The sequence below is a fragment of the Pseudoduganella sp. OTU4001 genome (assembly GCF_038440195.1).
In the GTDB taxonomy this organism is placed as follows: Bacteria; Pseudomonadota; Gammaproteobacteria; order Burkholderiales; family Burkholderiaceae_D; genus Rugamonas.
Genome location: NZ_JASATG010000005.1, coordinates 93,323 through 112,621, shown reverse-complemented (window position 1 = coordinate 112,621; position 19,299 = coordinate 93,323). Strand labels below are relative to the sequence as shown.

The following is a 19,299-nucleotide window of genomic DNA, read 5'->3' as shown; positions in this document are numbered from 1 at the left end:
GGCTGGTGTAAGCTTTCCCCATGAGCACATTGACCGCGTTCAGCTTCACGACAGTTCCCACCATCCTTTCCGCGCCTGGCGCAGCGAAGGAACTGGGCCCCGAGATCCGGGCACGCTTCCCGGACGTGCAACGCATCTTGCTGGTGACTGACCAGGGTTTCCTACGCACCGGCCAGGCGGAAGCGCCTATCGCAAGTCTCCGCGCTGCAATGTTTCACGTGGAACAATTTGCCGACGTGCTACCCGATCCACCCGAACATGTGATCGAAGATGCCCTCACCGCTGCCCGCCAGCACGAGACAGAACTGGTCATCGGCCTCGGCGGTGGCAGCTCGATGGACGTCGCCAAACTCGTCGCAGTACTCGCCGCCAGCCCGCAATCACTGGATCAGATCTACGGCATTGGCAATGTGCGCGGCAGACGGCTGCCCCTGGTCCAGATCCCCACGACGGCCGGCACTGGTTCCGAAATGACCAATATCTCCATCGTCACCACGGGCGCCACTAGCAAGATGGGCATCGTCGCACCCCAGCTGTATGCCGACCTGGCCGTCCTCGACGCCGAGCTCACCATCGGCCTGCCTGCAGGCGTGACAGCCGCCACCGGCATCGACGCCATGGTGCACGCCATCGAGGCCTACACCAGCAAGCACAAAAAGAATCCCCTGTCGGACGGACTGGCGCGGCAAGCCCTCACCCTCCTGTCCCGCAACCTGATCCGCGCCTGCGAGAACGGCCGCGACCTGGCGGCACGCCAAGCGATGCTGTTGGGCGCCATGCTGGCAGGGCAAGCTTTCGCCAACGCCCCGGTTGCCGCAGTCCATGCGCTGGCCTATCCGATTGGCGGCATCTTCCACGTCCCGCACGGCCTGTCGAACTCGCTGGTCCTGCCACATGTCCTACGCTTCAATACAGAAGCCTGCGCGGAACAATACGCAGAGCTGGCAACCATCGTCGTCCCCCATGCGGAAGGCAGCGCCGAAGCCCGGGCCGAAGCACTCGCTGTTGCGATGCAACAATTTGCCACGATCACAGGATTGCCCCGCACCCTGCGCCAGGTCGGCATCGCCGAAACCGACCTCAACCTGCTAGCCGACGACGCCATGAAGCAAACCCGGCTTCTCGGCAACAATCCCCGCGAAGTCACGCGCGACGACGCATACAAGATCTACCAACTCGCCCTCTAGCTACAGCTACAGCCCAGTCCGTGTCCACCATGGGGTCAGGCTCTTTGGTAGACACGGACCGAACCATATCCCTGCGCAAAATCAAATCATGCTGCGTGATTTTGATTAACGTAGCGTTATGAGCCGCCCTCCCCGCACCCACATTCATGGCGCCTACTATCACGTCACTTCACGTGGTAACCGGCGCGCACCGATCTTCCTGGATCAGCGCGACTTTTTCATCTGGCTGGAAAAGCTCGCGGCAACTGCCGAGAAACATCACATCAGGATATACGGGTATTGTCTGATGCCGAACCACTACCACCTGCTGATAGGAACACCGGCAGCCAACCTGTCAGAGGCATTGCATATGTTGAATGCCCAGTACTGCCAGCACTTCAACAAACGTCATGGATCGTCGGGCCATGTGATTCAAGGTAGATTCCACGCCGTCCTAATCAAATCAAATGAGCAGCTACTTGAGGTAGCCAGATATATCAGCCTGAATCCCGTTCGGGCAGGGTTAACGACATCCGCCAGCGATTGGGAGTGGAGCCACCACCGGCATTTCCTGGCGCCGGCAAACTCACCAATCTGGCTGGAAACCGACTGGATGCTATCCCTGTTCAATACAGCCGAGTCATACGAAGCATTCGTACACGCTGGGATCGGCAAGCCAAATCCATTGAAGCACTATCGGCAAATCCCCAACCCAAAGCGGGAGCAAGCACGTCCATTGCACGAATACCAGCAAGCTTACCCCGACCGAAATGAAGGCATGGCGCGCGCCTTCCATTCGACTGCCTACACGCTACAGGAAATTGCAGAATGCTTCGGCGTATCAACCAGGACAGTCAGCCGGGCCCTGACAAAGTATCCCGAAGTTTAGATGAGCTCGTGTCCACCAAAGAGCCTGCCGGGTCGCCGTACCGCCCCAAGGTGGACACGGGGTCAGCGGTGGCGGGAGAGGATTTCGCCGACGATGCCTTTGCGGAAGAGGAGGACGCAGGTGACGAAGATGAGGCCGGTTACCAGGCCGACCGCTTCGCCCAGGGTTGTGAACCATTCCATGCCGGTCAGGCCGGTCATCATGGTGCCGAAATCGCCCAGCTTGTTTTCCAGCGAGATGATCAGGATGGCGCCAATGATGGGGCCGGCCAGCGTCCCCATCCCGCCCACCAGCGTCATCAGGATCACCAGGCCGGACATGCTCCAATGCACGTCCGTCAGCGTTTCGAAGCCCAGTACGATCGTCTTGGTAGCACCGGCCAAGGCGGCCAGGCTGGCCGACAGCACGAACGCCGCCAGCTTGTACTTGTCAACGTCGTACCCAAGCGATATCGCGCGCGGCTCGTTTTCCTTGATCGCTTTCAGCACCTGGCCAAACGGCGAGTGGACCGTGCGCACGATCAGCGCGAAGCCGGCAATGGCAATCGCCAGCACCACGTAGTACATCGTCAGGTCGTTGCCCAGGTCAACCATCCCAAGCAGGCGGCCGCGCGGCACGCCCTGCAGGCCGTCTTCGCCGCCGCTGAAGTCGGTGAAGCGCAGCGCGCCGAAATACACCATCTGCGCCAGCGCCAGCGTGATCATGGAGAAATAGATCCCTTGCCGGCGAATCGCCAGTCCGCCCATTACCAGGCCAATCGCGGTACCGGCCAATACGGCGACAGTGAGGCTCAATTCAAATGGCAAGCCCCAGTTCTTCAGGGCGTTGCCGGCAACGTAGCCAGCGGCTCCGAAGAAGGCGGCGTGGCCGAAGGACAGCAAGCCGGTAAAGCCAATCAGCAGGTTGAAGGCGCAGGCGAACAGCGAGAAGCATAAAAGCTTCATCAGCAGCACGGGATAGCCGACAAACGGCGCGCCCAGCGCCAGCAACAGTGCGATGGAGTAGCCCAGCTTCTTGTTCATTTATCGTTCCTTGCCAAACAGGCCGGCGGGGCGCAGCAATAGGATGATGACCATCACCAAAAATACGACGGTGTTGGCAAACTCGGGATAGAACACTTTGGTCAGCCCTTCGATCACACCGAGCGCGAGGCCGGTGACGATCGAGCCAAGAATCGACCCCATGCCCCCGATCACCACAACGGCGAATACGACGATTATCAGGTTCGACCCCATCAGGGGTGTCACCTGCTGGATTGGAGCCGCCAGAACGCCTGCAAAGCCCGCCAAAGCGACTCCAAAGCCGTAGGTGAGGGTGACCATCAGCGGAACGTTGATGCCGAAGGCTTCCACCAGCTTGGGATTCTCGGTGCCGGCGCGCAGGTAGGCGCCCAGTTTGGTCTTTTCGATCACGAACCAGGTGGCCAGGCAAACCACCAGCGATGCCAGCACCACCCAGGCGCGGTAATTCGGCATCACCATGAAGCCGAGGTCCGTCGCCCCCTGCAGGGCCTCAGGCGTTTCGAACGGCTGCCCTGAGACCCCGTAAAACGAGCGGAAACCGCCTTCGATCAGCAGGGTCAGGCCGAACGTCAGCAACAGCCCGTAAAGATGGTCCAGCTTATACAGCCAGCGCAGCATGGTTTTCTCGATCACCACGCCAAGTGCGCCTACGATCAGCGGCGCCAGCACCAGCATGCTCCAGTAGCTCATGCCGAAATGGGTCATGCCGATCCATGCGAGGAAGGCGCCCATCATGTACAGGGCGCCGTGGGCGAAGTTGATCACGTTCAGCAGCCCGAAAATCACGGCGAGGCCGAGCGACAGCATGGCGTAGAAGGAGCCGTTGACAAGTCCCAGCAAGAGCTGGGACATCATCATCGGTAGCGGGCGGCCGAAGATCTCCATTCAGCTTACTTCCACAAGGCGCATTTGGTTTCGGCCTTGGACATGTATGCCTGGTCACCCGGGATCGTGGCGACGACCTTGTAGTAGTCCCACGGGTACTTGGATTCGGACTGCTTCTTCACTTCCATCAGGTACATATCGTGCACCATGCGGCCGTCCGGGCGGATCACGCCGTTATTAGTGAACATGTCCTTGATGGTGGTGGATTTGAGCTTGGCCATCACCTTGTCCGAATCGTCGGTGCCGACAGCCTTTACAGCGGCGAGGTATTGCGCGGCGGCGGAGTAGTCGCCGGCCTGCAGCATTGACGGCTCCTTCTTCATCTTCGAGAAGTAGCGCTTGGACCAGGCGCGGGTCTGTTCATTCATATCCCAGTACCAGCCGTCGGTCAGGTACATGCCGGCGGTGGCGTTCAGGCCCAGCGAGTGGATGTCGTTGATGAACACCAGCAGGCCGGCCATCTTCATCTTCTTGCCCACGCCGAATTCGTTGGCGGCCTTCACGGAGTTGATAAAGTCGCCGCCGGCGTTAGCCAGGCCAAGCACCTGCGCGCCCGACGAGGAAGCCTGCATCAGGAAGGACGAAAAGTCCGTGCCCGGGAATGGGTGGCGCACATTGCCGATCACCTTGCCGCCGGACTTGTTCACCACCTCGGTGGTGTCCTTTTCGAGCGAGTGGCCAAAGGCGTAATCGGCAGTCAGGAAGTACCAGTTCTTGCCGCCCTGCTTGACGATGGTGCTGCCGGTGCCGCGCGCCAGCGCTACGGTGTCGTAGGCGTAGTGCACGGTATAAGGCGTGCACTCCTCGTTGGTCAGGCGCGAGGAACCGGCGCCGACCACCATGAAGATCTTCTTCTTGTCCAGGGCCACTTTGGCCATCGACAGGTTGGCGCTGGAATTGGTGCCGCCGATCAGCATGTCGACGCCTTGCTGGTCGAACCATTCGCGCGCTTTGGAGGCTGCGATATCGGCCTTGTTCTGGTGGTCCGCAAACACGAACTCGATCTTCTTGCCGGCGATGGCGCCGCCCGCATCGGCAATCGCCATCCTGATCGCTTCGGCGCCGCCCTGGCCGTCGATGTCGGAATAGACCCCGGACATGTCGGTGATAAAGCCGATCTTGATGGTGTCGCCGGAGATCTGTGCGTGGGCGCTGCTAAAGGCGCAGCAAAGGGCTGCTGTTGCGATGGCGGTTACTTTGCGGTTCATGGTGTCTCCGTTTTCAATGTTTATGATTAAACGCCCAGCAGCTCGGTCAACACCGGCATGCGGGCTTCCAGTTCCGATGACGCAAAACTCTCAACTATCCTTCCGTGCTCCATGACGTAAAACCGGTCCGCCAGCGGCGCTGCGAAGCGGAAATTCTGTTCGACCATGACGATCGTGTAGCCCTTTGCCTTCAGCGTGCGGATCATGCGCGCAAGCCCTTGCACGATCACCGGCGCCAGCCCTTCCGAGATTTCATCCAGCAGCAGCAGGCGTGCGCCGGTGCGCAGGATGCGCGCCACCGCCAGCATCTGCTGCTCGCCGCCGGACAGGCGTGTGCCCTGGCTGCTGCGGCGCTCCTTCAGGTTCGGGAACATCTCGTAGATTTCGTCGACCGACATGCCCTGCCCTGTCTTTAACGCCGGCGGCAGCATCAGGTTTTCCTCCGCCGTGAGCGAGGCGAAAATGCCGCGCTCTTCGGGACAATAGCCGACGCCGAGGTGGGCCACTTTGTGCGTGGACAAGCCGATCGCTTCCTGGCCGTTGATGCGGATCGATCCTTTGCGCGTACCAGTCAGGCCCATAATCGCGCGCAGCGTGGTGGTGCGGCCGGCGCCATTGCGGCCCAGCAGCGTCACCACCTCGCCGGGATTCACGGTCAGGTTCACGTCATGCAGGATGTGGGATTCGCCATACCAAGCTTGCAGCTGGCTGATTTCCAGCGCGGCCGTCATGCTTCGGTCCCCATGTATGCTTCCATCACCTGCGGATTCTTCGACACTTCCGCATATGGGCCCTCCGCCAGCACAGCGCCGCGCTGCAGGACCGAGATGCGGTCGCTGATGCCGGAAACCACGTTCATATTGTGTTCAACCATCAGGATGGTGCGGCCGGCGGAGACCTTCTTGATCAGCTCCGTCACACGGTGCACGTCTTCGTGGCCCATGCCTTGCGTGGGTTCATCGAGCAGCATCAATTCCGGCTCCATGGCCAGCGTGGTGGCGATTTCCAAAGCGCGCTTGCGGCCATAAGGCATATCGACCGTTACGGTGTCGGCAAACGAAGCCAGGTCGACTTCCTCCAGCAGCTGCATCGCGCGTCCATTCAGCTGCTCCAGCGTGCGCTCGCTGCGCCAGAAATGGAAAGTGGTGCCAAGCTTGCGCTGCAGGCCGATACGCACGTTCTCCAGCACCGTCAGGTGGGGAAAGACTGCGGAAATCTGGAATGAGCGGATCACCCCCATGCGCGCAATCTGTGCCGGCTTGTGGGAGGTAATGTCCTTGCCGTTAAAGAAGATCTGGCCCGAAGTAGGCACCAGGAATTTGGTGAGCAGGTTGAAGCAGGTGGTCTTGCCGGCGCCATTTGGTCCGATCAGGGCGTGGATATGCCCGCGCTGGACTTGCAAGTCCACGTTGGCGACTGCGGTGAATCCCTTGAACTCCTTGGTCAAACTTTTTGTTTCCAAGATGAAGTCGGACATTGCGTCTCCCTGGTTTTGCTAAATCATACACAAAACCGCTGCTTTTTCCGCAATCATAATGACTGGTGAATTCGTGTTACCGGAAGTTATGGTCGGCATGATCGAGGCGTCGGCAATGCGCAGGCCCCGCACACCCCGAACCCGCAGATCGCTGTCAACCACGGCCGAAACGTCATCCGCGCGGCCCATTTTGCAGGTGCCCACAGGGTGGAAAATGGTGGTGCCGATCGCGCCAGCTGCCACCGCCAGCTCCTCATCGGTGCGAAATTGCACACCGGGTCTGCATTCCAGCGGCCTATATTTCGCCAGTGCCGGCGCCGAAACGATCTTGCGCGTAAGGTTCAGTGCAGCCGCTGCGACGTGCCGGTCTTCGTCGGTGCTCAGGTACATCGGCATAATTTTGGGCGGCGCGTACGAGTCGGCGGAAGCGATGCGCACATGGCCGCGCGAAGTCGGCCGCAGGTTGCACACGCTGGCCGTGAAAGCAGGGAAGTCGTGCAGCGGCTCGCCAAAACGCTCAAGCGACAGCGGCTGGACGTGGTATTCCAGGTTCGGCGTGGCCTGCTCCGGACCCGAGCGCGCAAAAGCGCCCAGCTGGGACGGCGCCATCGACATCGGCCCACTCTGGAACAGCGCATATTCAAGGCCAATGCGGGCCTTGCCCAGCCAGCTTGCAGCCAGGGTGTTCAGCGTGCGTGCGCCCTCCACCTGGAACACCATGCGCAGTTGCAAATGGTCCTGCAGGTTGGCGCCGACGCCGGGCAGGTCGAGCACCGGCTGCACACCGGCTTGAGCCAGCACGTCCGCAGGCCCGATGCCGGACAGCTGCAGTATTTGCGGCGTGCCGATCGCGCCCGCCGCCAGCAGCGTTTCGCGCTTCGCCTCAGCGTTCCAGCGCGTGCCGCCGCCGGTGAAAATCACGCCCTTGCAGGCGCCCTCCTCCAACACCAGCTTCTCCACATGGCAGCCCGTCATCAGCGTGAGGTTAGGGCGCCTGGTCGCAGCGCGCAGGAAGGCCTTGGCCGTATTCCAGCGGATGCCGCGCTTCTGGTTCACTTCAAAGTAGGAGCAGCCGAAATTGTCGCCGCGGTTGAAGTCTTCAACTTTTGGAATGCCCGTCTGTTCGGCCGCATCACGGAAGGCATCGAGGATATCCCAGCGCAGGCGCTGCTTTTCAACGCGCCATTCACCGCCGGCGCCGTGGAAGTCCGAAGCGCCGCCGTAATGGTCTTCGCTCTTGCGGAACAAGGGCAAAACCTCCGACCAGCGCCAGCTTGGGTCGCCGCACAATTCGGCCCAATGATCGTAATCGCTGGATTGGCCGCGCATATAGATCATGCCGTTGATCGAGGAACTGCCGCCGAGTACTTTACCGCGCGGGTAAATCAGGCTGCGGCCACCCAGGCCAGGATCGGCTTCGGTGCGGAATAACCAGTCGGTGCGCGGATTGTTGATGCAATGGAGATAGCCAACCGGGATGTGGATCCAGACGTAATCGTCCTTCCCTCCCGCCTCGATCAGCAATACTTCATTCTTTGGATTTTGCGTCAGGCGATTGGCGAGCACACAACCCGCAGTCCCTCCGCCAACAATGATGTAGTCAAACAGGCCGGCAGATTCCAAGTGCGCTCCAGGTCAGGATTGGTCGATTTCCGCGATCAGGGTTTCCATCAATTTCGCCGTCGGCATGGCACGCGAGCGTGCAACGCCCGTCCCGGCCCACAGCGATAACAATTCAGCGTCGCCACGCTTGGCGGCTTCGGCGCGGATACTGCCGGTCAGCGCGTTCTGCACAGGATAGGCAGGTACATCCGCCTCCACCTCGGCCATCTGCTGCATGAACCGGTTCTCGATGCCGCGCGCCAGCCGGCCGGAAAACGCACGTGTCAGGCGCGTCGGATTGCCCTGCGCGGCGAGCAAACGCTCCTTATAAGCCACAGGCAAGCCCGATTCGTCAGTGACCATGAAGGCCGTCCCCATCTGCACCGCAGCAGCGCCCAGCGCCAGCCGTGCGCGGATATCTTCGCCGCTCATGATGTTCCCAGCCGAGATAACGGGAATCTTCACCGCTTCCAGTGCTGCCGCCAGTAAAGGAATCGCTTCCAGCACCGCAGACGACTGCTCGCCGATGAAAGTGCCACGATGCCCGCCCGATTCCACGCCCGAAGCGACAATCGCATCCGCGCCGACAGCTTGCCACGCCAGGGCCTCCTCCACCGTAGTGACGGTTCCGATCACGAAAATGCCCGCGTCATGCAGGCGTTTCACCTGCGGCGCCTCAAGAATATCGAAAGTAAAACTGGCCACGGCCGGCTTCAATTCCAGCAGCAGTTCGAATTGCGCGGCAAAGTCTTCACACCATTTGGCAGGCTTGGGCAGCTCCGGCCAGCCAAGCGAACTCCAAACCGGCCGCAACAAACCAACCGCACGCTCCACCTCCTGCGGCGACGGCGATGGCACTCCCTGCACGAAGAAATTCAGCATGAATGGCCGCGAAGTCAGCCGCCGCACCTCGGCGACCTGGGCGTGGATCGTATCGAGCGGCAGCATGCCGGCACCGATTGACCCCAACCCGCCCGCATTCGACACCGCAGCCACCATGGCAGGCGTATTTGCACCGCCTGCCATCGGTCCCTGGATGATCGGAACTGGAAAAATCGACCTCAAAGCCATTTTCTACCCCTTCCGACCTGTGGATAACGCTATGAATATCCACAGGCATCGATTGTGAGTAAACCGAACTTCCTCAAAATGCCGAAAAATTGTCCAAAAACAGTTCCCATCCCACGCAAGGTTTACTCGACGCCTTATACAGCGCGTAAACCCCTGATTTTTTTCCGCAAGGTGGACTTATCCACAGAAAGTCGGGGTTGTTAACAACCACTACTACTTTGTATACACACTAATCTAACGTAAACAAAACTCTCAGACGCGATCATCTATACTGAACAGGCAAGTTGTTCCATGCAACCTGGCTGGAGAACCTCTTGTCGACCTCCGACGCCTATCGACGCTTTCGCCGGCGATTACTCGTCACCATGTCCATGCTCGCCCTGCTCGCCACAGCAGTAGTCGCATGGCAACTTCTCTCATCTGCACGCGACCGTGAACAGGCTATCCGCCAACAAACCCAGCACTACGCACGGGCTATCGAAGCCCAGGTACTGAGCACAATCCAGCTGTCGGACATTGCTTTACTTGGCTTTTCCAATGCCATCAAAGTCGCCCCCTATACGCCCCAAACCGTTGATGGCCTGCTTTCTTCGCGTGGAGCGATGTTTGGCAACAGTTTCTGGATCACTTTTCTGGATCCAAATGGCTTTGCGATCGCCAGTTCACGCGATATTCCGGTCAAAGGCATCAGTTACGTCGATCGCGACTACTTCCGGGCCCAACTCAAACCTGGAAACCAGCTCTATATCAGCGAGCCCACACGCGGTCGCATCTCAAAGACAAAACTTTTTTTCCTGAGCCGCCGAGTTGAAAGCGCCAAAGGCGATTTCCTCGGCGTCATCGTGGCGCCCATTGATGCAAGCCGGCTTGGCGAAACCTTCGAAAATTCACGCCTGAGCGACGACGTCACTATCGCCCTGATCCACACTACCGGCAAAGTCATTGCTCGCGCACCGCTATTCGAAGAAACCTTTAATCGCGACATCAAGGATTCAAACATCTACCGCGCACTTCAAACTTCCCCGACTGGAACAATCGAAACCATCAGCCCTATCGACAAACGTTCACGTATTGCCAGCTACCGCAAATTGCCCAACCTACCGCTGGTTGTCACGGTTGGCAGTTCCAATGTCGGCCTGGCCTTGATCTCCCAACGGCATTTGCTGATCGCCGGCGTAGCACTGTTCCTGATTTTTCTGCTGATCGCCGCAGCAAACATCTTTACCCTGCATTCCTACGCCGCATCGGAGGAACGCGAACAACGCATCCGCGCGCTCTACGTCACATCCGCTGAAACCGAAAGAAAACTGGCCTACAGCGAGCAGCGCCTGCGCCTGATCGCCGATAACCTGCCTATCGTGATCGCCTACATCAACCGCGACGAACAATACACCTTCAAAAATCGCCGCTTTGCTGAAATTTACGGCACTGGCGACAATCTTCAGCAAGTACTCCCGCCGGCAATCTACGCAGAGACCAAGCCATTCCTGGACCGCGCCTTCGCTGGAGAGACCATAAGCTTTGAACGTCACATCGATCGCGAAGGCCGCCTATGCTGCGATGCCATCAGCTACGTTCCCGATCGCGATGAAAACGGCAACGTTATTGGCCTGTTCGTCATGGCAGAAGACATCAGCGAGCGCAAAAAGCACGAAGAATCGAGCAAGTTGGCGACCCTCATGTATGAAAATGCCAGTGAAGGCATGATGGTCACCGATGCAGACGGCCGTATCCTCTCCGTCAATCCAGCCTTCTCCCGTATCAGTGGCTACGCGCCCGACGAAGTCCTTGGCCACCTCTCCTACGAACTAACTTCCGGCCAGCAGGACATCAAATTCTTCAGCCGCATGCGCCAGACGATCACACACACCGGCTACTGGGAGGGTGAAATCTGGCACCAGCATAAGAATGGCGACCACTACCTGGTCTCCCTGCGCTTCAACACCGTATTCGATGACCACGGCAATGCCCTGCGCCACGTCGCGCTATTCACCGATATCACGAAAAAGAAGGCCACCGAGGAAGCGATCTGGAAACAAGCCAATTTCGATACTCTGACCGGCCTGCCCAACCGGCGCATGTTCAACGACCGCCTGCGCCAGGAAATCAAAAAATCCGCCCGCGACCAGCTGCCAATGGCTTTGCTGTTCATCGACCTGGATGGATTCAAGGCCGTCAACGACAACCTGGGGCATGACTTTGGCGACATCTTGCTTAAACAAGTGGCAGACCGTCTGCACCAATGCGTGCGCAATACCGATACCGTCGCCCGGCTGGGAGGAGACGAATTCACCGTCATCCTGAGCGAGCTGAAAGAACCGGGCGATGTGGTCAGGATCGTGCAGGACATCCTGCATACCCTGGCCAAGCCTTTCCAGCTAAAGCATGAACTTGCCCAAATATCCGGCAGCATCGGCATCGCCCTTTTCCCAGACGACGCCACCGACGCGGAAATCCTCATCAAATATGCCGACCAGGCGATGTACCTGGCCAAGCAGCAGGGCCGCAACCGCTTCAGCTACTTCGCCCCCTTCATGCAGGAAGCCAGCAAAATGCGTATCGAGCTCGCCAACGAGCTGCGTAACGCATTGAAAAACAAGGAGTTAAGGCTGCTGTTCCAGCCGATCCGCAACCTGGCTACCGGAAAGGTGCAAATGGCAGAAGCCCTGATCCGCTGGCAGCACCCTTTACGCGGCCTGCTTAAGCCAGCCGAATTCATAGGCGTCGCCGAAAACACCGGCGTAATTGAATCGATCGGCGAATGGGTGTTCCAGGAGGCTGCCACCCAGGCTGCGGAATTCGGCAATGGCTTCCAGGTCTGTGTGAACAAATCGGCCTGGCAGTTTCGTCACGAGGCCGTGGGAGTCGATCACTGGCTGGCGCTGCTCAAACAGCAGGCACTTCCCCCGCATTCCATGATTATCGAGGTAACGGAAAGCCTGCTGCTGGAAGCCAACCGGGAAGTAGTGGAACGGGTGCAGTCGCTGAGGGACGCCAATATGCAGATTTCTCTGGATGATTTCGGCCACGGCTACTCATCGCTGAACTTCCTGAAGCGATTCAAGATCGATTTCCTCAAACTGGACACCAGCTTTACCGAAAACCAGGCGCTTTGCGAAGCGATTGTCTCCATGGCCCACAAACTTGGCATCCGGGTCATCGCGGAAAAGATAGAAACCGAAGCACAACTGGAAATTTTGATGGCCGCAGGTTGCGATTTTGGCCAGGGATACCTGTTTGGAGAGCCCATTTCAGCCCCAAAACTGCACCACCTGTTGATAACTCAATGAATATCCACAGGATCGAATGTGCGTAAACGCCATTTTTGAGTTCACGCACAAAAATTGTTCAGAACTCATCCGGTTTACATGCAGTTCTTGTCCAGCCAGTTCTACAATTCGTAAACTTCTGATTCTGTGGATGTTAACAGCTTTATCCACAGACAGGGTCGCGTTTACTATCTACTACTATCCTTTCGTATACAACTTTAAATAAATAGAGGACAACTCGCGCATGCGTCTCGGAATCATCTCAGCCTTAGCAGAAGAGCAACAAGGTCTGCTGGAAGCCATGGAGAGCCCCTACAAGCTCATCCACGGCAAACGTGAGTACACGGCTGGAAAACTCTGGAAAATCGATTCTGTGGCTGTTTTATCGCGAATTGGCAAGGTTGCTGCTGCTGTGACAGCTGCAACGCTTGTGGAGAAGTTCAACGTTACCCACATCATCTTTACCGGCGTTGCCGGTTCTGCAGACTTAGGGGTTCAAGTTGGAGACGTGGTGGTTGCGGATTCCCTGGCTCAACACGATTTTGATGCCAGCCCTTTGTTTCCCCGCTTTGAAATCCCATTAACCGGGCTATCGCGCATGCCTACAGACCGCGAAATGAGCCTGAAGCTAAGCTTGGCTACACGCGAATTCCTGCAAAACGACGCACAAGTGCATCGCGGCCTGATTGGCAGCGGAGATCAATTCATCAAAGACAGGGCCCATTTGGCAACCCTGAAAGACGCACTGCCTGATTTATTGGCAGTGGAAATGGAAGGAGCAGCGGTAGCCCAGGTTTGTCATGAACTGGGAATACCGTTTGCAATTATGAGGACGATTTCGGACAACGCCAATGAAGAAGCGGCGACGGATTTCATGCACTTTGTGCAAACCGTCGCCTCTCGCTACGCCTACGGCGTCATCCAGAATTTCTGCAAATCGCTTACTTGATAGGCAGTTTGGTAGTGTTTTTGACTTCTTCCATCACTGCATAAGTGTGGGTCTCACGGACCCCTTTCTGCAGCAAGGTTTTACCGAGGAACTCGCGATAGGCCGCCATGTCCTTCACGCGAGCCTTGACCAGGTAGTCAAAACCGCCGGCAACCATATGGCATTCCAGAACTTCGGGAATCAGCTGGACCGAATGTTTGAAGGCATCAAAAACCTCCGGAGTCGTGCGATCCAGCACGACTTCGATGAAGACCAGCAGCGAAACATCTAACAGCTGCGGATTCAGTTGAGCCGTGTAGCCCATGATGTACCCGGCTTCGTGCAATTTTCGCACTCGCTCAAGGCATGCCGCTGGCGACAAATTCACTCGCGCAGCCAGTTCAACGTTACTAATTCGGCCGTCGCTTTGCAGCTCAGCCAGAATTTTCTTACTGATCTTGTCCAGCATTACATCTCCACGATTAATTTTATTTGGTCAAATTCTCGCACCAAAAACTATCTATTGCTAGTACAAAGTATTACCAGAATTAATCCGAGCGATTCCGGCATACAATCGAATCATTAGTTGCACTGCACAACACGCCCGCGCAAACAGCGTTTGCCGGGCGTGTTTTGTTAGGTGCCAAACGATCACTTATATCCCAGCCAATAGAGACATTCATGCATCTGAACACCACTCCGTTCGCCGCTTTGCAAGGCGAAATCCTGCGCGATCCGACCCCTCTGCGCAGCGCAATTACTGCCGCTTACCGCCGCGACGAACAAACTGCTGTGCAATGGCTTCTGTCGCAAATTAACATCGGTGCGCCAGAAACGACCCAGGATGCGCAGTCCCTGGCCAAGCGCCTGGTGACCGCAGTTCGCGAAAAACGCACCCGTTCTTCCGGTGTGGACGCCCTGATGCATCAATTCTCGCTGTCGTCCGAAGAGGGCATTGCCCTGATGTGCCTGGCCGAAGCACTGTTGCGTATTCCCGACTCCGCCACTGCCGACCGCCTGATCGCCGACAAGATCTCCAAGGGCGACTGGCGCAAGCACCTGGGCGAATCGCCTTCGCTATTCGTCAACGCAGCCACCTGGGGCCTGCTGATTACCGGCAAGCTGGTCAGCTCCTCCAGCGAAGATGGCCTGGGTTCGGCCATTACCAGCCTGATCGCCAAAGGCGGCGAACCGCTGATCCGCAAGGGCGTCGATCTGGCGATGCGCATGCTGGGCAACCAGTTCGTGACCGGCCAGACCATCGACGAAGCGATCAAGAACGGCAAAGACAACGAAGCGCGCGGCTACCGCTACTCCTACGACATGCTGGGCGAAGCAGCGCTAACCGAAGCCGATGCAGCCAACTACTACGCAGCCTACGAAAAAGCGATCCACGCAATTGGCAAGGCCTCGAACGGCCGTGGCATCCGCAATGGCCCTGGCATTTCCGTCAAACTGTCCGCCCTGCATCCACGCTATAGCCGCGCACAGCGCGATCGCGTGATGTCCGAACTGCTGCCGCGCCTGACCGAGCTGGTCAAACTGGCCAAGGGTTATAACATCGGCCTGAATATCGACGCCGAAGAAGCAGACCGCCTGGAACTGTCGCTGGATTTGATGGAAGCGATGGCCTTCAACCCTGAACTGGAAGGTTTTGACGGTATCGGCTTCGTGGTGCAGGCTTACCAGAAGCGCTGCCCGTTCGTGATCGACTACCTGGTCGACCTGGCCAAGCGCAGCGGCCGCAAATTCATGGTGCGCCTGGTGAAGGGCGCTTACTGGGATGCTGAAATCAAGCGCGCCCAGGTTGACGGCATGCCTGGCTATCCGGTCTACACCCGCAAGGTCTACACCGACGTGTCCTACCTGGCTTGCGCCCAGCGCCTGCTGGCCGCGACCGACGTGATTTACCCGCAGTTCGCCACCCACAACGCGCAAACCCTGTCCACGATCTACACCTGGGCCAAGCGTGACGGCATCTCCGGCTACGAATTCCAGTGCCTGCACGGCATGGGCGAGACCTTGTACGACCAGGTGGTCGGTTCGGAAAACCTCGACAAGGCTTGCCGTATCTACGCCCCAGTCGGCTCGCACGAAACCCTGCTGGCCTACCTGGTACGCCGCCTGCTGGAGAACGGCGCCAATTCGTCCTTCGTGAACCAGATCGTTGACGAAAGCATCCCGGTCGACTCCCTGATCACCAACCCGATCGAAGCCGCACGCGCCCTGAACGGCGTGCCGCACAACGCCATCGCCCTGCCGCTGGATATGTTCGGCGCTGAGCGTAAGAACTCCACCGGCATCGACTTTGCGAATGAAGATGTACTGCGCGAAGTTGCCGCAGCCCTGGCGCAGCCGCGCAGCTGGACTGCCGGCCCCCTGCTGGCGGTGCCCGCCAGCGCCGGCCAGACTTCCGCCCCGGTGGTGAATCCAGCGCGCAAAGACGACATCGTGGGCGCCGTGACCGAAGCGACCGCCGAAGACGTCAACAACGCCCTGAACGCCGCCAGCCACTTCGCCATGGACTGGCAAACCACCGAACCGTCCGAACGCGCCGCATGCCTGGACCGCGCCGCCGACCTGTTCGAGCAGCACAAGCTGGAACTGATGGCGCTGGCCGTACGCGAAGCCGGCAAATCGCTGCCGAACGCGATTGCCGAAGTACGCGAAGCGGTCGACTTCCTGCGCTACTACGCCGTACAGGTGCGCGGTTCGACCAACACCCTGGCGCTGGGTCCCGTGACCTGCATCAGCCCTTGGAACTTCCCGCTGGCGATCTTTACCGGCCAGGCGGCAGCCGCACTGGCCGCCGGCAACGTCGTGCTGGCAAAACCGGCAGAACAAACCCCGCTGATCGCCCAGCGCGCAGTGGAACTGCTGCACCAAGCTGGCGTACCGCGCGCTGCCTTGCAATTCCTGCCGGGCCGCGGCGAAGTGGTTGGCGCAGGCCTGTGTAACGATGCCCGTGTCAAGGGCGTGATCTTCACTGGCTCCACCGAAGTGGCGCAGCTGATCAACCGCACCCTGGCCAAGCGCGCCGCGGCGGAAAACGTCGATATCCCGCTGATCGCCGAAACCGGCGGCCAGAACGCGATGATCGTCGATTCCTCCTCCCTGCCGGAGCAGGTGGTGGGTGACGCGATTTCGTCCGCCTTCGATAGTGCCGGCCAGCGCTGCTCCGCGCTGCGCGTGCTGTTCTTGCAGGAAGATATCGCCGACAAGACCATCAAGATGCTCAAAGGCGCGATGAAGGAACTGAAGATTGGCAGCCCGGACCGCCTGGTGACCGATATCGGCCCGGTGATCGACAAGGAAGCGCAGCAAAACCTGCTGTCGCATATCGAGAAAGTCCGCGCCCACGCCAAAGCCAGCTTCTCGCTGGATGTGCCAGGCGCCGACGAAGGCACTTTCGTGCCGCCGACCGTACTGGAAATCGGTTCCCTGTCCGAGCTGACCAAGGAAGTGTTCGGCCCAGTGATGCACGTGATCCGCTACAAGCGCTCCGAACTGCCGAAAGTGATCGAACAGATCAACGGCAGCGGTTTCGGCCTGACTCTGGGTGTACATTCGCGTATCGATGAAACCATCGACTACATCACCTCCAGCGCCCACGTCGGCAACATCTACGTCAACCGCAACATCGTTGGCGCCGTGGTTGGCGTGCAGCCGTTCGGCGGCGAAGGCAAATCCGGCACCGGCCCGAAAGCCGGCGGCCCGCTGTACCTCAAGCGCCTGCAGCGCGGCGCCGTGGTCCTGGACCGCCACGAACGCGCCGCCCTCCCGGCAATCGACTCGCTGGCCGCATGGGCCAAGGCACAGGGCAAGGAACGCTTGTCCGCCCACATTGAAAACTACCTGCGCACCACCCCGGTAGGCAGCTTCACCGCCCTGCCGGGTCCAACCGGCGAGCGCAACACCCTGGCCTACGTCCCACGCGGCAACATCGCCTGCTTCGCAACGAATGCCGAGGTGCTGCTGAACCAGGTAGCCGCCGCCCTCGCGACCGGCAACCGCGCCCTGGTAGTGGAAGGAAGCCTGCCGGCAGACCTGCCAGCAGAAGTGAAAGCCGCGATCCAGACCGTCAGCGCCGCCGATCTCGCGAAAGCCGAGTTCCAGATCGCCCTGGTGGAATGCAGTCTGGCCGCCAAGCTGCGCCCAGAGCTCGCCGCCCGTGACGGCGCGATTGTATCGATCATCGACACAACGGAAGAAGGCGACATCCCCCTGTGGCGCCTGATCGCCGAACGCGCCCTGTGCGTCAACACCACCGCCGCCGGCGGCAACGCCAGCCTGATGACCCTCGAAGCCTAATCTCACAGCTCAGCCCGTGTCCCACCATGGGGTCACACCCCAGCCGGGACACGGACACAAGCACGCAATGCTAGAGGCTGTGTCTCACTTCGCCCCTAGGGGCAACCCCATGGTGGGACACGGGCTGGTCAGTAGGTATCGCTCTTGGGGTTGGTGCCGGGGGCGGTTTTTTGGGCGACGGTGTTCATGCTTTCCAGATGCCCCCGCAGCCATTTGTGGGCGGGGCTGCGGGCGTCGCGTTCGTGCCAGAGCATGTCGAGGTGCACGGCGGGGAGCGGGAATGGTAGCTCTTTGTAGATCAAAGCGTCGGTCATGCCTGTCGAGGCGATCAGGTGCTTCGGCAGTACGGTGATCAGGTCGCTATTGGCAACCACACGGCCGGCGGTGAAGAATTGGTTTACCGTCAGCAAGATGCGGCGTTCGCGCTGCATTTGGGCCAGCGCTTCGTCCACCAGGCCATGCGCGCGGCCGGAGAAGCTGACCAGCAAGTGGTTGGCGGCGCAATAGTTGTCCAGCGTGAGGTCTTGCTTGGCCAGCGGGTGGCCGCGTCGCATCACGGCGACGTAAATACCGGAATATAGCCGTTCATGGCGGATCGGCGAGCTTGGTTCGCTCATCAGCTGTGCCGCCACGCCCGGGAAGAAGCCGACCGCCAGGTCGATATCCCCACGTAGCAGCATGGGACGCGGTTCGCGGGTTGTCAAAGGAACCATGCGGATGTTCACGCCCGGCGCTTCGCGTTCAATCGAGCGCATCAGGGAAGGCAGCCAGAACGCCGCCGTGGCATCCGCCATCGCCATGCGGAAGGTGGCGTGGGTCTTGGAGACGTCAAACGTCCCCGGCGTCACAGCGGCCTCCAGCGAGGCCAGCGCGCTGCGTACCTGCGGCCACAGCGCCTCCGCACGCGGGGTCGGCTTCACGCCGTATGCAGTGCGGATCAGCAAATCATCACCCAGGCTTTCGCGCAGGCGCTTGATGGCGTTCGACACCGCGGGCTGCGTCATGGCCAGGTGGCCGGCGGCGCGCGTCAGGTTCTGCTCGGTCATTACGGCATCGAAGACGCGCAGCAGATTCAGGTCCAGAGTCAGAAAGCTCATCGGTTATTCACCGTAATAATAATTGTTATCGGGAAACGGAATTGGCGTTATATGTTGCGCCGCACTATAGTGTCTACAGATTCTATAGGTTCACAAACAGCCATGTCTACTTACATTAACATCATCGAATTCGCACAGTTCCTGCCGCTGGTGATCCTGGCGCTGGCGCTGGCCGTCGTGTTCAAGCCGATGCTGCGTGGTATCGCCCGCGCTGCCCTGCTTGTCGTTAAGCCAAAGTTGAGCAAAGAAGAACGCCTGCAGCGCCGCCTGATGCGCGACACCATGATGTTCAAGCGGATGCTGAATTCGATGGAAGGCTCGCCGAGCCACGTGGCCGAGCTGCGCGCCATGGCCGCCCGCGCCTGAGCCTTCCG

The 19,299-nt window shown here is 59.2% G+C and carries 15 protein-coding genes; 6 read left to right on the top strand and 9 right to left on the bottom strand.

The genetic code is table 11. The features are described from left to right. Positions 1-29 precede the first annotated feature (29 nt). Both AAHE99_RS06690 and AAHE99_RS06685 read left to right on the top strand, forming a co-directional pair. Positions 30-1,187, top strand: coding sequence for an iron-containing alcohol dehydrogenase (locus AAHE99_RS06690; protein ID WP_446728900.1), 1,158 nt, complete (start codon positions 30-32; stop codon positions 1,185-1,187). Between the two features lie 118 nt (positions 1,188-1,305). Further along, positions 1,306-2,055: an REP-associated tyrosine transposase gene (locus AAHE99_RS06685; protein ID WP_342115677.1), complete on the top strand. Its 750-nt coding sequence runs from the start codon at positions 1,306-1,308 to the stop codon at positions 2,053-2,055. 62 nt (positions 2,056-2,117) lie between these two features. Here the strand turns inward: AAHE99_RS06685 and AAHE99_RS06680 are convergent, their stop codons facing one another. From AAHE99_RS06680 to AAHE99_RS06650, 7 genes are read right to left on the bottom strand one after another with little or no spacing between them, the layout of a single operon-like run. Beyond that, positions 2,118-3,077 carry a branched-chain amino acid ABC transporter permease gene (locus AAHE99_RS06680; protein WP_342115674.1) on the bottom strand — a complete coding sequence of 320 codons (960 nt, stop codon included), beginning with the start codon at positions 3,075-3,077 and terminating at the stop codon, positions 2,118-2,120. Continuing rightward, entirely contained in the window at positions 3,078-3,962 is an 885-nt protein-coding gene (locus AAHE99_RS06675; protein WP_342115672.1) for a branched-chain amino acid ABC transporter permease, read from the bottom strand. 5 nt (positions 3,963-3,967) lie between these two features. Then, on the bottom strand, positions 3,968-5,170 hold the full coding sequence (locus AAHE99_RS06670) for an ABC transporter substrate-binding protein (protein WP_342115670.1): 1,203 nt from the start codon (positions 5,168-5,170) through the stop codon (positions 3,968-3,970). A 26-nt stretch (positions 5,171-5,196) separates the two neighbouring features. Then, the gene (locus tag AAHE99_RS06665) at positions 5,197-5,901 is read right to left on the bottom strand and encodes an ABC transporter ATP-binding protein (RefSeq protein ID WP_342115668.1); all 705 of its coding nucleotides are present in this window, start codon (positions 5,899-5,901) and stop codon (positions 5,197-5,199) included. Then, positions 5,898-6,647 (bottom strand): ABC transporter ATP-binding protein, encoded by a 750-nt coding sequence (locus tag AAHE99_RS06660; RefSeq protein ID WP_342115667.1) that lies wholly within the window; start codon positions 6,645-6,647, stop codon positions 5,898-5,900. Before AAHE99_RS06660 ends, AAHE99_RS06665 begins: the two co-directional genes overlap by 4 nt. Positions 6,648-6,665: 18 nt before the next feature. After that, positions 6,666-8,270, bottom strand: a complete 1,605-nt coding sequence (locus tag AAHE99_RS06655; RefSeq protein ID WP_342115665.1) for a GMC family oxidoreductase — start codon at positions 8,268-8,270, stop codon at positions 6,666-6,668. A 12-nt stretch (positions 8,271-8,282) separates the two neighbouring features. Continuing rightward, on the bottom strand, positions 8,283-9,320 hold the full coding sequence (locus AAHE99_RS06650) for an NAD(P)H-dependent flavin oxidoreductase (RefSeq protein ID WP_342115662.1): 1,038 nt from the start codon (positions 9,318-9,320) through the stop codon (positions 8,283-8,285). 314 nt (positions 9,321-9,634) lie between these two features. Here AAHE99_RS06650 and AAHE99_RS06645 point away from each other — a divergent pair, with 314 nt between their 5' ends. Together AAHE99_RS06645 and AAHE99_RS06640 are read left to right on the top strand one after the other, a co-directional pair. Next, the gene (locus AAHE99_RS06645; protein ID WP_342115660.1) at positions 9,635-12,610 is read left to right on the top strand and encodes a bifunctional diguanylate cyclase/phosphodiesterase; all 2,976 of its coding nucleotides are present in this window, start codon (positions 9,635-9,637) and stop codon (positions 12,608-12,610) included. Between the two features lie 223 nt (positions 12,611-12,833). After that, entirely contained in the window at positions 12,834-13,538 is a 705-nt protein-coding gene (locus AAHE99_RS06640) for a 5'-methylthioadenosine/adenosylhomocysteine nucleosidase (protein ID WP_342115658.1), read from the top strand. Here AAHE99_RS06640 and AAHE99_RS06635 read toward each other — a convergent pair. Next, complete coding sequence (locus tag AAHE99_RS06635) at positions 13,531-13,986, bottom strand: Lrp/AsnC ligand binding domain-containing protein (protein ID WP_161024199.1); 456 nt, start codon at positions 13,984-13,986, stop codon at positions 13,531-13,533. The two genes, AAHE99_RS06640 and AAHE99_RS06635, sit on opposite strands and share 8 nt — an antisense overlap. Before the next feature lie 212 nt (positions 13,987-14,198). Between AAHE99_RS06635 and putA the strand changes: the two genes are divergently transcribed. Next, on the top strand, positions 14,199-17,828 hold the full coding sequence (gene putA / locus AAHE99_RS06630) for a trifunctional transcriptional regulator/proline dehydrogenase/L-glutamate gamma-semialdehyde dehydrogenase (RefSeq protein ID WP_342115654.1): 3,630 nt from the start codon (positions 14,199-14,201) through the stop codon (positions 17,826-17,828). A 128-nt stretch (positions 17,829-17,956) separates the two neighbouring features. Here the strand turns inward: putA and AAHE99_RS06625 are convergent, their stop codons facing one another. Continuing rightward, on the bottom strand, positions 17,957-18,925 hold the full coding sequence (locus tag AAHE99_RS06625; protein ID WP_342115652.1) for a LysR family transcriptional regulator: 969 nt from the start codon (positions 18,923-18,925) through the stop codon (positions 17,957-17,959). Positions 18,926-19,027: 102 nt separating this feature from the next. On the opposite strand from AAHE99_RS06625, the gene AAHE99_RS06620 reads away from it, so the two are divergent. Further along, positions 19,028-19,291: a hypothetical protein gene (locus AAHE99_RS06620; protein WP_342115650.1), complete on the top strand. Its 264-nt coding sequence runs from the start codon at positions 19,028-19,030 to the stop codon at positions 19,289-19,291. Positions 19,292-19,299 lie beyond the last annotated feature (8 nt).

What these genes read in the sequence shown, in the direction of transcription:
- AAHE99_RS06670 (WP_342115670.1), bottom strand. Translation starts at nt 5,170, where the DNA reads ATGAACCGCAAAGTAACCGCCATCGCAACAGCAGCCCTTTGCTGCGCC.
- AAHE99_RS06660 (WP_342115667.1), bottom strand. Translation starts at nt 6,647, where the DNA reads ATGTCCGACTTCATCTTGGAAACAAAAAGTTTGACCAAGGAGTTCAAG.
- AAHE99_RS06675 (WP_342115672.1), bottom strand. Translation starts at nt 3,962, where the DNA reads ATGGAGATCTTCGGCCGCCCGCTACCGATGATGATGTCCCAGCTCTTG.
- putA (WP_342115654.1), top strand. Translation starts at nt 14,199, where the DNA reads ATGCATCTGAACACCACTCCGTTCGCCGCTTTGCAAGGCGAAATCCTG.
- AAHE99_RS06640 (WP_342115658.1), top strand. Translation starts at nt 12,834, where the DNA reads ATGCGTCTCGGAATCATCTCAGCCTTAGCAGAAGAGCAACAAGGTCTG.
- AAHE99_RS06625 (WP_342115652.1), bottom strand. Translation starts at nt 18,925, where the DNA reads ATGAGCTTTCTGACTCTGGACCTGAATCTGCTGCGCGTCTTCGATGCC.
- AAHE99_RS06635 (WP_161024199.1), bottom strand. Translation starts at nt 13,986, where the DNA reads ATGCTGGACAAGATCAGTAAGAAAATTCTGGCTGAGCTGCAAAGCGAC.
- AAHE99_RS06665 (WP_342115668.1), bottom strand. Translation starts at nt 5,901, where the DNA reads ATGACGGCCGCGCTGGAAATCAGCCAGCTGCAAGCTTGGTATGGCGAA.
- AAHE99_RS06685 (WP_342115677.1), top strand. Translation starts at nt 1,306, where the DNA reads ATGAGCCGCCCTCCCCGCACCCACATTCATGGCGCCTACTATCACGTC.
- AAHE99_RS06620 (WP_342115650.1), top strand. Translation starts at nt 19,028, where the DNA reads ATGTCTACTTACATTAACATCATCGAATTCGCACAGTTCCTGCCGCTG.
- AAHE99_RS06680 (WP_342115674.1), bottom strand. Translation starts at nt 3,077, where the DNA reads ATGAACAAGAAGCTGGGCTACTCCATCGCACTGTTGCTGGCGCTGGGC.
- AAHE99_RS06650 (WP_342115662.1), bottom strand. Translation starts at nt 9,320, where the DNA reads ATGGCTTTGAGGTCGATTTTTCCAGTTCCGATCATCCAGGGACCGATG.